This is a genomic window from Bordetella genomosp. 11 (assembly GCF_002261215.1).
GTDB lineage: Bacteria > Pseudomonadota > Gammaproteobacteria > Burkholderiales > Burkholderiaceae_B > Bordetella_C.
The window spans coordinates 1,326,716-1,340,857 of record NZ_NEVS01000004.1; the positions used below are offsets into that span (position 1 = coordinate 1,326,716).

Consider the following 14,142-nt stretch of genomic DNA (forward strand, 5'->3'; position numbering starts at 1 on the left):
TGTATTCGTGTTGCCAGGCTGGCGGGCGTATGGCGCCTTGTTCCTGTGTCTTCGTGTCTTCGGGTCTCGCGTCCCGTGTATTGCGTCCGCTTCGGGCGGCTAGCGCGGCGCGCCCAGGTAGGCGGCGATGCGCTGTTTCAATCCCGGCGCGGCGGCCGATCGCACCAGTCGCGACAGGTCTTCGTCCGCGCCACGGTCGGCCAGCGTGTCGTAGAGGGCCGCGCGGCTGGCCCGCGGAAGTTCCGCCGCGCGCGCCAGGGCCTGGGCGCGCAGCCCGGCCCATTCGTCGCGCGGCGCCATCGCCTGCAGAAAACCGATCTCGCGGGCATGCGCGGCATCGAAGGTGGCCGCGGTTTCCAGCAGCGCGCGCGCTGCCTGGGCGCCCACCAGGGCAGCGAAGTGGCGGGTACCAAGCACCAGGCCGAACTTCAGGCCAGGCATGCGGAACGTGGCGTCCTTGTCGGCGTAGCGCAGGCGGCAGGCGGCGAAAAGATCCACGCCGGCGCCGAAGTTGCGGCCGTGCGCCAGGGCCACCGTCAGGCAGGGCGAGGTTCGCAGCAACTGCAATAGCGTCTCGATGCGCACGAAGCGCAGCAGCAGGTCGCCTTCGGATTGCGCGTCCACATCGGAAAAATCGAAGCCGGCGCTGAAGTTCCTGCCTTCGCCTTCCAGCGTGATGAGTCCGGCGTCCTGCCGATGCGCCTGTTCGACGGCGTCGATCAGGGCCTCGACCATTTCCGCCGATAGGGCGTTCATTTTTTCCGGCCGGTTCAAGCGGATATGAAACGCGGCATCGTCGCGTTCGATGCGTACCAGGCCGCTCATTTCGCCGTCTCCGTGGCCAGGGGCGCGCCGCGCAGGGTTGTCAGGATTTCGTCGTTGTGCTCGCCCAGCCCGGGCGGCCGCTGGCGGATCGTGGCGGTGCGGCCGTCGAAGCGCACCGGCATGCCGAAGGTGCGCGTCTTGACGCCGTTGGGCAGCTCGACCGGCTGGACCCAGCCCATATGCGCCACCTGCTCATCGTCCAGCACCTGCGAATAGGAATTGATGGGCGCGCAGGGCACGCCGGCCTGGCGGAATCGCGCCAGCCAGTGTTCCGCGTCCTGCTGCAGGAAGATCTCTTCCAGCATTTCGCGCAGCGTCTGCTGGTTGCGCGCGCGCAGGCTGGTATCGGCGAAGCGCGGATCGGCGTACCAGTCGTCGCGGCCGACGACGGCGCAGACGCTCTTCCACAGGGCGTTATTGCCCGCCGCCATGCCGAAGTATCCGTCGCGGCAGCGGAAGGCCTGATAGGGGGCGTTGCGCGGATGCGCCGATCCCAGTTTGACCGGGTCGCGGCCGCTGCCGAAGAATTCGGAGGTCTGCAGCGCGGCGATGCCCAGCGTCGCGCCCAGCATCGAGACATCGATGTGCGCGCCCTGGCCGCTCGCCTGCACCTGCCGCAGCGCGCTGGCGATGCTGAATGCGGCATACAGCCCGGCGGAAAAATCGGCCACCGGCACGCCGCACTTGACGGGTGCGCCGCCTTGTTCGCCCGTCACGCTCATGATGCCGCTCATGGCCTGGATGGTCAGGTCGAAGCCGCCTTCCTGCGCGCGCGGGCCCGACTGCCCGTAGGCCGAGATCGAGCAGTACAGCAGCCGGGGGTTGCGCTCGCTCAGCGCCGCATAGCCCAGGCCCAGGCGATCCATGACGCCGGGCCGGTTGTTTTCCAGAAGCACGTCGGCTCGGGCGATCAGGCCGCGGGCCAGTTCGACGTCGGCGGGATCCTTCAGATTCAGCGTGACGGATCGCTTGTTGCGGTTCAGGGAAGCGAAGTTCTCGCTATAGCCCTGCGAAATCGGCGGCCAGCTGCGCAGCGTATCGCCACCCTCTGGATGTTCGATCTTGATGACATCCGCGCCCATATCGGCCAGCAGCATGCCGCAGAAGGGGCCGGCGGCGACGTTGCAGATTTCGATGACGGTGATTCCGGCCAGCGGCGCGACCATGGGATCTGGCATATCCATATTTCCTAAATGTTGGGATGATGCTTACGAAATTTGGTATTTCGAGGCAGATTAGCACTCCATTCGGCGCCGCGTCTACTGGCGCCACTCCCAGGCGCCAAAGCCGGTCTATCATCGTCGGACTACAACACCGGAGGAGGATTCGCCATGTCGTTCGCTTCGTTGCAGTTCCGCCGTGCCGCCGCCTCGTCGCTGCTGGCCCTCGCGGTCCTCGGCGCCGCCGCCAGCCATGCCGCTCCCGTGGCGGAGGTGCTGGATGCCGCCCAGGCGCAACAGCAGCCCATGCTGGATACCCTGCGCGACCTGGTCGGTATCGAATCCGGCAGCCGGGACGTCGAAGGCGTCGAGCAGATCGCCGCCCTGGTCGCGGACAAGCTCAAGGCGTTGGGCGGGTCGGTACAGGTGATCAAGCCCACCGACGTCTTCCGCATGGGGGATACGCCCGAAGTCATCGGACCCATGGTGCACGCCGAGTTCAAAGGCAAGGGCAGCAAGAAAATCATGCTGATCGCGCACATGGACACGGTCTATCGCAACGGCATGCTGAAGGACCAGCCTTTCCGTGTGGACGGCGACCGTGCCTACGGCCTGGGCATCGCCGACGACAAGCAGGGTGTCGCGCTGGTCATCCATACCGTCGCCCTGCTGCAAAAGCTGAAGTTCGACGACTTCGGCACCCTGACGGTGTTGTTCAACGGCGATGAGGAGATCAGTTCCCCCGGCGCGCGCAGCACCATCACGCGGCTGGCGTCGGACCAGGATGCCGTGTTTTCCTTCGAGGGCGGCGGCACGCATGGCGACCTGCGCCTGGCCACCAGCGGCATCGGCGCCGCATACCTGACGGTGGCGGGACGGACGTCGCATGCCGGCTCCCGGCCTGAAGGGGGCGTCAATGCCTTGTACGAGTTGTCGCACCAGATTCTGCAGCTGGACGATTTGTCCAAACCGGAAGAAGGCCTGAAGCTGAACTGGACGGTGGCGCAGGCCGGCACCAACCGCAACGTGATACCGGGCAACGCGACCGCGCAGGCCGATGCGCGCGCGCTGCGCGTGGCGGACTTCGACGCGCTGCAAGCGGCCTTGCAGGAGCGCATCAAGAACAAGCTGCTGCCCGAGTCCAAGGTCAGCATGAAGTTCGAGGTGCGCCGCCCGCCGCTGGAAGCCACGCCCGCGTCGCGGGCATTGGCCGAGCATGGCAAGGCCATCTACCAGGAGCTGGGGATGCCGATGAATGTGGTCGATCGCGCCGCCGGCGGCGGTACCGATGCCGCGTTCGCCGCGTTGAAAGCGCGCGGGCCCGTCATCGAGGGCATGGGCGTGAACGGCTTCGGCGCGCATTCCAACGCCGCCGAGTACATCGAAATCAAAACCATCGTGCCGCGCATGTACCTGGCTTCGCGCATGATCATGGATCTCAGCAACGGCAAGGTGCCTGCGAAATAGCGGTGCCGTGGGGGCAGGGACGGTCTGGGGGCGATGGTGTAATATTCAGTGTACTAACAACTTTCCGGCCCGTTCACACTCCTTATCCATGGCAGACGCGATTATCCCGACCAAAGCAAAAAAAAGGCGGAGCGCTCCGGCGGCATCGGCGCCGGATGATACGGTGTTCGCGCCGGCCAAGCAGGTGCTCTGGGCACGGCCCGGCTATCTCGTGCGGCGGCTGAACCAGATCCACTATGCGATGTTCTTCGAGGAATGCCGCACGCAGAACATCACGCCGGTGCAGTATGGCGTGTTGACCGCGCTTTCGCTCAGTCCCTGGATGGACCAGACCGCGATCGGCATGGAGCTGGGGCTGGACCGCACGACCACGGCGGATGTCATCAAGCGCCTGCAGGAGCGGGGGCTGGTGCAGCGCCGGGTCAATCCCAACGACAAGCGATCGCGGCAGGCCGTCATCACGGAAGAGGGCCTGCGCATCATGGGCCTGCTGCAGGCCGGCATGGCGCGCGCGCAGCAACGCCTGCTGGAACCGCTTTCGCCCCGTAATCGCCAGGTGTTCATGAAGCTGTTGTCCACCCTGGTCGAAGCCAATAACCAGTACGGTCGCGCGCAGCTGCGCGCCTTCTGACGCAGGGGCGGTCCCGCCCTCCGGGCCGCCCACTCCTGAGCGTCCGGAAATACGCGCGCGGCCTTGCGCAAGAGCAGGGCGTTCGCGGATTTCCCGCCCGGCACCCGCGTATCAAGGATTTCCCTAATTTGTCAGTACGCTGACTATAAAGTCAGTATACTGACGTCTCGTTCCCGGGGGCCTCGAGGCCGTCCGGGGCAGCGCCCGGCTTGCCCAGGCTCGCGGCATAGGGGCGAGGGCCGGACTCATACTCAGTATGCTGATAAATAAGGCCGGGACATCCCGGCGCGGCAATGGACCCAAGAGGAGCACAGGCATGGCCAGGGTGCGCAAGATCGCCTTCGAAGAGCATTACACAGCGGTAGGCTTCAAGGACTATACGAAAAGCTTCTCGCAGCATATCGACCCGGCGGTCTTCGCGGACCTCGCCGCCAGGCTGGAGGATTTCGACGAGGTGCGGTTGCGCGAGATGGACGACGCGGGCATCGACTACGTCATCCTTTCGCAGACCGGCCCGGGTGTACAGGCGGAGCCGGATGCCGCGGTGGCGCTGGAGCGCGCGCGGCGGAACAACGATTTTCTCGCGCAGCAGGTGGCCCGCCATCCGGATCGCTACGGCGGTTTCGCCGTGCTGCCCATGCACGATCCTGTCACCGCCGCGCGCGAACTGGAGCGCTGCGTCGGGCAATACGGGTTCAAGGGCTCCCTGGTCAACGGCCATACCAATGGGCGCTATTACGACGATCCCGCCTACGACGCTTTCTGGGAGTGCATGCAGGCGCTGGATGTGCCGATGTATCTGCATCCGGTGGATCCCTACATCGTGCCGCATGCCTACCAGGGCCATCCCGAGCTGGTGGGGGCGTCCTGGGGCTGGGGCGTGGAGACCGCTTCGCACGCGCTGCGCCTGCTGTTCGGCGGGGTGTTCGACCGTTTTCCCGGGATCAAGCTGATACTCGGCCACATGGGCGAAGGCCTGCCGTTCCAGCGTTGGCGCTTCGACAGCCGCTTCGCCGTGTATTCCCACGGCATCACGCTGCAGCGTCCGCCGTCCGAATACATCGGCAGCAACATCGTGATCACCACGTCGGGCGTATGTTCGCCGCATGCCTTGCTCGGCGCCATCGCGGAAATGGGCGAGGACGCGGTCATGTTCTCGGTGGACTATCCCTATGAATCGACGCGCATCGCCGCGCGCTTCATCGAGGAAACGCCCATGGACGAACGCGTCCGCGAAAAGATCTGCCACGGCAATGCCCGCCGCCTGTTCAAGCTTTGATCGCCACAGCGCCTCGCAGGAGCCACCCATGCAACGCACCTACCGCATCGGCCAGATCGTGCCGAGCTCCAACACCACGATGGAAACCGAAATACCGGCGATGCTGCTGGCCCGCCAGCAGATCCGGCCGGAACGCTTTACCTTCCACTCCAGCCGCATGCGCATGAAGAAGGTGGTGAAGGAGGAGCTGGCCGCGATGGACGCCGAGTCCGACCGCTGCGCCGTGGAGCTGAGCGACGCGCGCGTGGACGTGCTGGGTTATGCCTGCCTGGTGGCCATCATGGCGATGGGACCGGGTTATCACCGCCAGTCCGAAAGCCGCCTGAAGGCGCACACGGCGGCCAATGGCGCCGACGCGCCGGTCATCACCAGCGCCGGGGCATTGATCGACGCGCTGGAAGTGATCGGCGCGCGCCGCATCGCGGTGGTCGCGCCCTACATGAAGCCGCTGACGCAGCTGGTCATCGACTACATTGCCAACGAAGGCTACGAGGTGGTGGACCACCGCGCGCTGGAAATCCCGGACAACCTGGAGGTAGGCCGGCACGACCCGTCGCGTTTGCCCGGCATCGTCACCGGCATGGACCTGTCGCGCGCCGACGCCATCGTGCTGTCGGCCTGCGTGCAGATGCCCTCGCTGCCGGTGGTCGCGCAGGTCGAGGCCATGACCGGCAAGCCGGTGATCACCGCGGCCATCGCAACCACCTACGCGATGCTGAAGGCATTGGATATGGAAAGAGTGGTTCCCGGCGCCGGGGCTCTGCTTTCGGGAGCGTATTGATAAACCCACCCCCGAAGCGCTACCGCGCTTCCCCCTCAAGGGGGCGACGCCAGAGGACCGGCGGAGCCGGATCCTCGGCGTCCCGGATTGGGAGGCAGCGGTTTTTTGCGTGGGGCTGTGATGTAGGTTCCAGGGGACGCGGTGACGGAACGGTAGGGCTGTAGTGGCGGCGTCTGGGTTGGGTGCGGTGTTTTTTCGACGCGTGGCGCGGCGCGCCATGGAGGATGGAATGTCTACGAGCGGATCGACGAGCTTTTGCTATGGCGGCAATGTGCATGCCAATGGCATACGGCAGCACTATTTGCGCTATGCGCCCGGTGGCGCGGCGCAAGACGGGGCCGGCCTGGGGCCGGACGGGCGGGGCGGGGCGCTGGATGCGGTCATTATCGTTCCGGGCATTACCAGCCCGGCGGCGACCTGGGGCTTTGTCGGCGAGCGCTTCGGTCGGGTGTTCGATACTTATGTGCTGGACGTGCGCGGCCGCGGATTGTCGCAGGCGGGGGCGCAGCTGGACTACGGACTGGATGCCCAGGCCGATGACGTGGTGGCCTTCGCGGGTGCGCTGGGCTTGACGCGGTACAGCCTGGTGGGGCATTCGATGGGGGGCCGTATCGCCATTCGCGCGGCCAGCCGGCGTCCCGCGGGCCTGGCGCGCGTGGTGGCCGTGGATCCGCCGGTGTCCGGCCCCGGGCGGCGTGGCTATCCGGCCCAGTTGCCGTGGTACGTGGATTCGATCGCCCAGGCCAGCCGCGGCATGGACGCCGGGCAGATGCGTGCCTTCTGCCCGACCTGGACGCAGGAACAACTGCGCCTGCGCGCGGAATGGCTGCATACGTGCGACGAGCGGGCGATCCGCCAGAGCTTCGAGGAATTCCATACGCAGGACATCCACGCCAACCTGCCGGCGATGGACGTGCCGCTGCTGCTGGTGACGGCCGCGCGCGGCGATGTCGTCAGGGACGAGGACGTCGCGGAGATCCAGGCCATGAAGCCGGGGACGACGCATGTTCGCGTCGCCGATGCCGGGCACATGATCCCGTGGGACAACGAAGAAGGCTTCTACGCCGCCTTCGGCGACTTCCTGGGGGCCCGCCTGCCCGGCGAGCAATCCAGATAGTGGGTGGGCGCACACGCGCGCGGCACGGCCAGCCGATTATCGCGCCATGGCCGGTGCCGCCATCGATATCGCAAGGAGCCGACAATGCCAGTAAGCGACTATGAACTGATCCGCGCCTGGAAACAGGTGCTGACGCTATCGAAGCTGCAGCCCGGGCAGGCGGTGACGATCCTGACCGGCGCGGCCACGCATGCGCAAACCCTGTCCACCGCGCTGATCGCCTGCCAGGACATGGGCGCGGTGGTCAACCGGCTGGACCTGCCGCCGGTCAACGGCGCGAAAGCGCTGAGCCGCGACGCGCTGGCCTACCTGGGCACCACACCGCTGACGGGCAACAAGGCGGCCATGGCGGCGCTGAAGGCCAGCGACCTGGTGCTGGACCTGATGACGCTGCTGTTCTCGCCGGAACAGCACGAGATCCTGCAGGGCGGCACGAAGATCCTGCTGGCGGTCGAGCCGCCGGAGGTGCTGGCCCGGCTGGTGCCCACCGAAGCGGACCGCGCGCGCGTACAGGCGGCCGCGCGCCGGGTGGTTGCCGCCAGGCAGATGACGGTGACCTCCGCGGCGGGGACCTCGCTGGCCTGCCCCCTGGGCGAATTCCCCGCCATCAGCGAATACGGCTTCGTGGACGAGCCGGGCCGTTGGGACCACTGGCCCAGCGGCTTCGTGCTGACCTTTCCCAACGAGGGCGGCGCCAACGGCACCATCGTCATCGACCGCGGCGACATCGTGCTGCCGCAGAAGTCGTACGCCAGCGAACCCATCGTACTTACCGTCGAAAACGGCTATGCCACGCGCATCGAAGGCGGCGTGGACGCCGAGCTGCTGCGTACCTATATGGAAAGCTTCGACGATCCGGAAGCCTACGCGATCTCGCATATCGGCTGGGGCCTGCAGCCGCGCGCGCACTGGAGCACGCTTTCGCTGTACGACCGCGAGGCCACGCTGGGCATGGACGCGCGCGCCTACGAAGGCAATTTCCTGTTCTCGCTGGGACCGAACAACGAGGCCGGCGGCTCGCGCACCACCGCCTGCCATATCGATATCCCGCTGCGCCGCTGCACAGTGGCGCTGGACGGCAAGGAAGTGGTGCGGGATGGCAAGGTGGTGAACGAGGACGCCTAGGCATGGAAAGCAAAGAACAAACCTACAGGCGCCAGGGCTTCGGCGCCACGATGGCGCCGCGGCCGCCCTATGGCCTGCTGATCGTCGACCTGGTCAACGGCTTCGCCGATCCCGCCGTATTCGGCGGCGGCAATATCCCGCAGGCCATCGCCAACACCGTGCCCTTGCTGGACCATGCACGCCGGCAGGGCTGGCCCATCGCCCATACCCGCATCGTCTTCGCCGACGACGGCGCGGACTCGAATATCTTCAGCATCAAGGTTCCCGGCATGCTGACCCTGAAAGAGCACGATCCGCGCAGCGCCATCGTGTCCGAACTGGCGCCGCGCGCCGGCGAACTGATCGTGCGGAAGACCGTGCCCTCGGCATTCTTCGGCACCGGACTCGCCGCCTGGCTGGCCCAGCGGGGTGTGCAGACCCTGCTGGTGGCGGGTGCCGTCACCAGCGGCTGCGTGCGTGCCAGCGTGGTGGACGCCATGCAATCCGGCTTCCGGCCGCTGGTGGTGGCGGACTGCGTTGGCGATCGCGCGCTCGGTCCGCATGAGGCCAATCTGTTCGACATGGAACAGAAGTACGCCACCGTGATGTCCCGCGCCGACGCGCTGGCCGCGATCGCATCCCCCGCGCCCGGCCTTTGAGGCCCGCCTGCTGAAGCGGAAAGCGGCCATAGGGCATGGCCATTTCCGCAGCGGGCCGCCGGGACCGGCGCCCCGGACAGAGCCTATCGCTAGACCGGATACACCAGATCGTTGGCCAGAATCTCCGTGTCGTAGATTACCTGGCGCTCTTTCAGCTTCAGCCCGCCTTCGACGCGAACGAATACGTCGTGATAGAAGCCCGCCAGGTGCAGCGTGGTGGGTCCTTCCACCAGGGTTTGCGTCAGCAGGAAGGACGATTGCGCCTCGATGCCGGCGTCCGATGCTTCCAGGACGCGCGTGTTCGTCACCAGATGCCGCATATAGCGCGGGGCGAACATCTGCGTGCGGGAAATCGCCACCGCTCGATCCTGCATCATGTCGCGGCCCTCGGCGTAGACCAGGCCCACCAGCAGCCCGCGATCGGCATTCTCGCGCGAGGTGACGCGGTACAGCCCGTCCGCGGTGAAGAAATCCGGCCAGCTTTCGATCTGGTTGGCGTCCAGCACGGCGCAATAATCGGCGTGGAATTCCTCGATTTCCTGGCGCAACGCGATGGCGCGCGCCGGCTCGATGCGGCGCGGAGCATAGGCAAAATTCGTTTTCATTCTGGAAGTCTCTGCATAAGGCGATGGATGGCGAAGGCGCCGTGGCCCGGTGGCCGCGCCCCACGCGCGGCCGGCGTGCGCGCGCGGTTCAAAGCGCCATGACCTCGCGGTAGTAGCGATACATCGAACGGATCGCCGCTTCCGAAATCAGGGTGTTCGAGGTCCCCAGCTTGCCGGACTCGAGCTTCAGCACATTCAGGTCGCTGGTGGATCGGCGCACCCCTTCCTGCACGAACTTCATCGCTTCGTTGTCCTCCAGGCCCAGGAATCCCGCCGGCCCCATCAGGTTGCCCTGGCGCAGGCGATGCCGGGTCATTTCCGGCGTGTCGTCTTCATAGCCGAACATCGTCCACTGCATGATCATGCTGTCCGGGCCGTTGGGGACGATATGGCGTACCCCCAGCGTATTCATCTCGCGCTGCACCACCAGGTTGGGCCAGATGGTCTGCATGGTTACCGACCAGGGCGAATCGAATTCTTTCACGTATTCCAGGAAGCGATCGTCGCGCAGGCGCAGCCCATCGTGAAAAGAGCGCATCTCTTTCTTGTTCTCTTCGCTCACGCTGGCGTACTTGTCTTCGCTCTTGGCCGATGCCATCGTGCCGTGGCGCCCGTGCGCGCCGTCCACCAGCATGGCGGACTTGTTGCCGGCCACCAGCAGGCCGAATACCACCAGGAAGGAATGCAGCAGCGTCGCGTGATAGGGGTCCTTCAGGTTCTCGTGGTACATCTTCCAGTTGCAGGGCAATTCGTTGCGGTAGTAGCCCAGTATCTTCAGCGGCTTGCCAGGGAAGACGGTGTCGAAGTCGGCCAGGATTTCCGGCGTGAGGTATTCCGCGATGGGCTCCACGTCCGACGAGTACGAAGCGAAAACCACCCCATGGCGCGTCGTCACGTGCAGCTGGCGCAGGCCATGCTGCTCGTTGCGGAAGTCCCTGGGCATCCCGCCTTCCTTGTTTACGCCGCGCTTGAAGGGGATGCCCTGCAGATTGCCTTTCAGGTCATAGGACCACTGGTGGTAAGGGCAGACGAATTCCTTGGTATTGCCCTGCGGGTTCCGGCAGAACTCCGCGCCGCGGTGCGCGCAGCGGTTCTCGAAGACGTGGATCGAACCATCGTCGGCGCGCGAGACCACCACCGGCGTGGGGCCGACGAAAGAGCGCTTGTAGTCGCCGGGCTTGGGGATCTCCGCCTCCAGCGCGACGTAGTTCCAGGTCCGGCCGCGGAAGATGCGCTCCATTTCCCGTTCGTAGATGGCGTTGCTGGTGTAGACCCAATCGGGGATGGCATGCAGGGCGTCTTCGGGCCAATGGCATTGCGCCAGCCCGGTGTCCTTGTCGGCGCCGGTGCGGCCAATCACGGTCTGGGATTGGTACATGTAAGACTCCTTGCGCTATGCGCGAGCGCCGGCGGTCAGGCCGGCGTGGCGGCCTGTTGGCAGGCCTTGATCCAGGGTTTCAGGGCGGTGCCCGCATCGGCGAAACCCGCCGGGTCGATACGAATGCCGCGTTCGAACAGGCCGCGCAGCTGGCGCAGGTCCGCCGCCGCGTTCACGGCGACCCCGTGCACCGGTATGCCGTCGCGATGGCCCAGCCAGATCAGGCGGGGCGTCTCCGATTCGGGGCTGTCGGCGCCGCGGCAGGCATAGACCAGCCCGGGCGCCGGCATTCCCAGCATCTGGATATTGCAGCCGAACTGATCTGTCCAGAACCAGGGATAGGGCGGCAGCGGCGGCTCGGCATCGAGCATGGCGGCGGCCGCCACGCGTGCCTGTTCGTTGGCGTTCTGCCAGGACTCCAGGCGCGCATGCCGGCCCAGGAAATCGCGATGCTGGCTGGCGCAGTCGCCGATCGCCAGAACGTGGGGATCGGAGCTGCGGCAATGCGCATCCACGCGTATGCCGCCATTCGCCGGGTCGATGTCCAGGCCGGCATCGCGCGCCAGCCCGACTTCCGGCTGCAGGCCGATGGCCACCACGACGGCGTCCGCCGGCAGGGCTTCTCCGCTGTCCAGCACCAGCGCGGACGGCGTGCGGCCGTCGGCATGCCACGCAATGGAGGCGATACCGGTACCCAGGCATAGCCTGGCGCCGGTCGCCGCCGCGCGCGCCGCCAGCCAATCGGAGAAGGGAGCGGGCAGGGCGTTGGGCAGCAGGCGCGGCGCGCTTTCGACGATGGTCGTGTCGGCACCGCCATCCAGGGCGGTGGAGGCGATTTCCAGGCCCAGGAAGCCGCCGCCGACCACAACGATGCGCGCGCCGGGGCGCAGGCAGGCGCGCAGCCCGCGGGCGTCATCCAGGGTGCGGACATAGTGCACGTTGGGCGTGCCGCGCGGCAACGCCGCCAATTCGCGCGCCTGCCCGCCCGTGGCCAACAGGCAGCGGTCGTAGGCCAGCACCGATCCGTCCGCCAGGCGTATCTCGCGCCGCGCGGGATCCAGCGCCAGCGCTTCCATGCCGGAGATCAGCCTGATGTCCTGCCCCGCATAGAAAGCAGGGGGATGAATCGCCGCGGCGGCTTCGGCCTCGACGGCGCGCAGGATGGCCTTGGACAACGGCGGGCGTTCGTAGGGCGCATGCGGTTCGCGGCCGACCAGGACCAGCGCGCCGGCGTAGCCCGACGAACGCAGGGCGGCGGCCGCCATGGCGCCGCCCTGGCCGGCACCGACGATGACGATGGAGGCGGGGGGCGCCATGCGGGTCACCGTGAGACGTCGGTCAGGATGTCGGTACCCTCGACCTTGACGGGATACACACGGATGTCGCCGGTCGCGGGCGCGCACAGTGCCTTGCCGGTACGGATATCGAAGCGCGCCTGGTGCAGGGGGCATTCGATGCAGCCGTCTTCCAGATAGCCGTCCGACAGCAATGCATACGCATGGGTGCAAACATTGTCCGAGACGAAAAATTCACCCTCGCTGCGGTACAGCGCCAATGGCTTGCCGTCGGCCTGCACGGCCATGACCTCATCGTCTTCCAATGCGTCCGTCGATGCGATTCGGGTCCAGTTCATATCCTTCTCGTCAGTATGCTGAGTAATTGTCATCAGTGTACTGCTCATAAAAAGCGGCAAGCTCCTAGGGATTTCCCGGGTGGGCATGCGGGCGCGCGCGGCATCATGCCGACGCATGCCACCACCATGCCGTACGAGGGGGAAAACCCTGTATTTTAGGTATCGCGGTGGTGCGCCGATGTGCCGGGTGGGTGCATGCGCGGACCATCGTGGCGCATGGGTTTTCATGAGCGGTGGATGCGTCTTCATACTCGGGTAATCATCGTTGACACTCGAAAACTCTCTCAGTATGCTGACTAACAAGTCAGTGTACTTACATATTTTTTGGCGCGAATCGCATGCTCGTGCCACATACCATGGTCCACGTCTCAGGGGAGTCAGAGTTATGCAACGACGCCGTTTCCTTACTCAGGCCGCGGGCGCCGCGGGCGCGGGCCTGGCTGCCGTCGCCGCGCCCGCGGTCGCGCAATCGAATCCGTCCGTGCGCTGGCGCATGTCCACCAGCTGGCCTAAAAGCCTGGACACCATCTATGGATCGGCGGACGAGTTCTGCAAGCGTGTCGGGCAATTGACCGACGGAAAATTCGAAATCCGCGCCTTCCCGGGCGGGGAAATCGTCCCGCCCGCGCAGAACATGGACGCCGTCAGCAACGGCACGGTGGAATGCAACCACGTGCTCAGCACCGCGTATATCGGCAAGAACACCGCCTTGACATTCGATACCGGTCTGTCCTTCGGGCTGAACGCCCGCCAGCACAATGCCTGGATCCATTATGGCGGCGGGCTGGAGCAGCTGCGTACCCTCTACAAGAAGTACAACATCGTCAACCACGTGTGCGGCAACGTCGGCGTGCAAATGGGCGGCTGGTACCGCAAGGAGATCAAGTCGGTGGCCGACCTGAAGGGCCTGAACATGCGTATCGGCGGGATCGGCGGCATGGTCCTTTCCAAGCTGGGGGCGGTTCCGCAGCAGATTCCGCCGGGCGATATCTATCCCGCGCTGGAAAAGGGCACGATCGATGCGGCCGAATGGATAGGCCCGTACGACGACGCCAAGCTGGGTTTCAACAAGGTGGCGCCTTTCTACTATTCGCCGGGCTGGTTCGAGGGCAGCGCCTCGATCACCACCATGGTGTACGACAAGGCCTGGGAGTCCCTGCCGGCGTCGTACAAGGCCGCCTACGAATGCGCGGCGGGCGAGCAAACGATGCGCATGCTGGCCAACTACGACGCGCGCAATCCACAGGCCCTGCGCGGGCTGATCGCGAGCGGCGCCAAGGTACGTTATTTTCCCAAGGAAGTGATGGACGCGGTGTATAAGGCGTCGCAGGAGCTGTGGGAAGAGCTATCCGCCAACAACCCGGATTTCAAGGCACTTTATCCGGGATGGAAGAAGTTCCAGCAGGACGAGGCGGGCTGGTTCCGCGTTGCCGAAAGCGCCTTGGACAACTACACGTTCGCCGAGGTGGCGCGGGCGCAGTCCAAGTAAGCGGCACGGAGGAC

Annotated in this window: 14 protein-coding genes; 8 read left to right on the plus strand and 6 right to left on the minus strand. The window is 65.9% G+C overall.

Features of this window, described 5'->3' with window-relative positions:
- Positions 1-99: 99 nt before the first annotated feature.
- Complete coding sequence (locus CAL28_RS13585; RefSeq protein WP_094841877.1) at positions 100-825, minus strand: enoyl-CoA hydratase/isomerase family protein; 726 nt, start codon at positions 823-825, stop codon at positions 100-102.
- Positions 822-2,003, minus strand: coding sequence for a CaiB/BaiF CoA transferase family protein (locus tag CAL28_RS13590; RefSeq protein ID WP_254926116.1), 1,182 nt, complete (start codon positions 2,001-2,003; stop codon positions 822-824). The genes CAL28_RS13585 and CAL28_RS13590 overlap by 4 nt, the downstream gene beginning before the upstream one ends.
- Before the next feature lie 153 nt (positions 2,004-2,156).
- Here CAL28_RS13590 and CAL28_RS13595 point away from each other — a divergent pair, with 153 nt between their 5' ends.
- The 7 genes from CAL28_RS13595 to CAL28_RS13625 all read left to right on the plus strand — a co-directional run bounded on the left by CAL28_RS13595 (position 2,157) and on the right by CAL28_RS13625 (position 9,023).
- Positions 2,157-3,452, plus strand: a complete 1,296-nt coding sequence (locus tag CAL28_RS13595; RefSeq protein WP_094841878.1) for a M20/M25/M40 family metallo-hydrolase — start codon at positions 2,157-2,159, stop codon at positions 3,450-3,452.
- Between the two features lie 163 nt (positions 3,453-3,615).
- Positions 3,616-4,083 carry a MarR family winged helix-turn-helix transcriptional regulator gene (locus tag CAL28_RS13600; protein ID WP_094841879.1) on the plus strand — a complete coding sequence of 156 codons (468 nt, stop codon included), beginning with the start codon at positions 3,616-3,618 and terminating at the stop codon, positions 4,081-4,083.
- A gap of 316 nt (positions 4,084-4,399) precedes the next feature.
- Entirely contained in the window at positions 4,400-5,362 is a 963-nt protein-coding gene (locus tag CAL28_RS13605; RefSeq protein ID WP_094841880.1) for an amidohydrolase family protein, read from the plus strand.
- A 28-nt stretch (positions 5,363-5,390) separates the two neighbouring features.
- Positions 5,391-6,143, plus strand: a complete 753-nt coding sequence (locus tag CAL28_RS13610; RefSeq protein ID WP_094841881.1) for a maleate cis-trans isomerase family protein — start codon at positions 5,391-5,393, stop codon at positions 6,141-6,143.
- Between the two features lie 229 nt (positions 6,144-6,372).
- Positions 6,373-7,260, plus strand: coding sequence for an alpha/beta hydrolase (locus tag CAL28_RS13615; RefSeq protein ID WP_094841882.1), 888 nt, complete (start codon positions 6,373-6,375; stop codon positions 7,258-7,260).
- 84 nt (positions 7,261-7,344) lie between these two features.
- On the plus strand, positions 7,345-8,385 hold the full coding sequence (locus tag CAL28_RS13620) for a 2,5-dihydroxypyridine 5,6-dioxygenase (RefSeq protein WP_094841883.1): 1,041 nt from the start codon (positions 7,345-7,347) through the stop codon (positions 8,383-8,385).
- Between the two features lie 2 nt (positions 8,386-8,387).
- Positions 8,388-9,023, plus strand: a complete 636-nt coding sequence (locus tag CAL28_RS13625; RefSeq protein ID WP_094841884.1) for an N-carbamoylsarcosine amidohydrolase — start codon at positions 8,388-8,390, stop codon at positions 9,021-9,023.
- Positions 9,024-9,112: 89 nt separating this feature from the next.
- On the opposite strand, the gene CAL28_RS13630 is transcribed toward CAL28_RS13625, so the two are convergent.
- The 4 genes from CAL28_RS13630 to CAL28_RS13645 all read right to left on the minus strand — a co-directional run bounded on the left by CAL28_RS13630 (position 9,113) and on the right by CAL28_RS13645 (position 12,639).
- Positions 9,113-9,628: an aromatic-ring-hydroxylating dioxygenase subunit beta gene (locus CAL28_RS13630; protein ID WP_094841885.1), complete on the minus strand. Its 516-nt coding sequence runs from the start codon at positions 9,626-9,628 to the stop codon at positions 9,113-9,115.
- Between the two features lie 88 nt (positions 9,629-9,716).
- Positions 9,717-11,006, minus strand: coding sequence for an aromatic ring-hydroxylating dioxygenase subunit alpha (locus CAL28_RS13635; protein ID WP_094841886.1), 1,290 nt, complete (start codon positions 11,004-11,006; stop codon positions 9,717-9,719).
- 35 nt (positions 11,007-11,041) lie between these two features.
- Positions 11,042-12,322, minus strand: a complete 1,281-nt coding sequence (locus tag CAL28_RS13640; protein WP_094841887.1) for an NAD(P)/FAD-dependent oxidoreductase — start codon at positions 12,320-12,322, stop codon at positions 11,042-11,044.
- Positions 12,323-12,327: 5 nt separating this feature from the next.
- On the minus strand, positions 12,328-12,639 hold the full coding sequence (locus tag CAL28_RS13645; protein ID WP_094841888.1) for a non-heme iron oxygenase ferredoxin subunit: 312 nt from the start codon (positions 12,637-12,639) through the stop codon (positions 12,328-12,330).
- Between the two features lie 385 nt (positions 12,640-13,024).
- Between CAL28_RS13645 and CAL28_RS13650 the strand changes: the two genes are divergently transcribed.
- Positions 13,025-14,128, plus strand: coding sequence for a TRAP transporter substrate-binding protein (locus CAL28_RS13650; protein WP_094841889.1), 1,104 nt, complete (start codon positions 13,025-13,027; stop codon positions 14,126-14,128).
- The last annotated feature ends 14 nt before the right edge of the window (positions 14,129-14,142 follow it).

Coding starts and splice junctions, on each gene's coding strand:
- CAL28_RS13635 (WP_094841886.1), bottom strand. CDS start 11,006: ATGTACCAATCCCAGACCGTGATTGGCCGCACCGGCGCCGACAAGGAC.
- CAL28_RS13605 (WP_094841880.1), top strand. CDS start 4,400: ATGGCCAGGGTGCGCAAGATCGCCTTCGAAGAGCATTACACAGCGGTA.
- CAL28_RS13650 (WP_094841889.1), top strand. CDS start 13,025: ATGCAACGACGCCGTTTCCTTACTCAGGCCGCGGGCGCCGCGGGCGCG.
- CAL28_RS13645 (WP_094841888.1), bottom strand. CDS start 12,639: ATGAACTGGACCCGAATCGCATCGACGGACGCATTGGAAGACGATGAG.
- CAL28_RS13620 (WP_094841883.1), top strand. CDS start 7,345: ATGCCAGTAAGCGACTATGAACTGATCCGCGCCTGGAAACAGGTGCTG.
- CAL28_RS13585 (WP_094841877.1), bottom strand. CDS start 825: ATGAGCGGCCTGGTACGCATCGAACGCGACGATGCCGCGTTTCATATC.
- CAL28_RS13640 (WP_094841887.1), bottom strand. CDS start 12,322: ATGGCGCCCCCCGCCTCCATCGTCATCGTCGGTGCCGGCCAGGGCGGC.
- CAL28_RS13625 (WP_094841884.1), top strand. CDS start 8,388: ATGGAAAGCAAAGAACAAACCTACAGGCGCCAGGGCTTCGGCGCCACG.
- CAL28_RS13615 (WP_094841882.1), top strand. CDS start 6,373: ATGTCTACGAGCGGATCGACGAGCTTTTGCTATGGCGGCAATGTGCAT.
- CAL28_RS13630 (WP_094841885.1), bottom strand. CDS start 9,628: ATGAAAACGAATTTTGCCTATGCTCCGCGCCGCATCGAGCCGGCGCGC.
- CAL28_RS13610 (WP_094841881.1), top strand. CDS start 5,391: ATGCAACGCACCTACCGCATCGGCCAGATCGTGCCGAGCTCCAACACC.
- CAL28_RS13590 (WP_254926116.1), bottom strand. CDS start 2,003: ATGCCAGATCCCATGGTCGCGCCGCTGGCCGGAATCACCGTCATCGAA.
- CAL28_RS13595 (WP_094841878.1), top strand. CDS start 2,157: ATGTCGTTCGCTTCGTTGCAGTTCCGCCGTGCCGCCGCCTCGTCGCTG.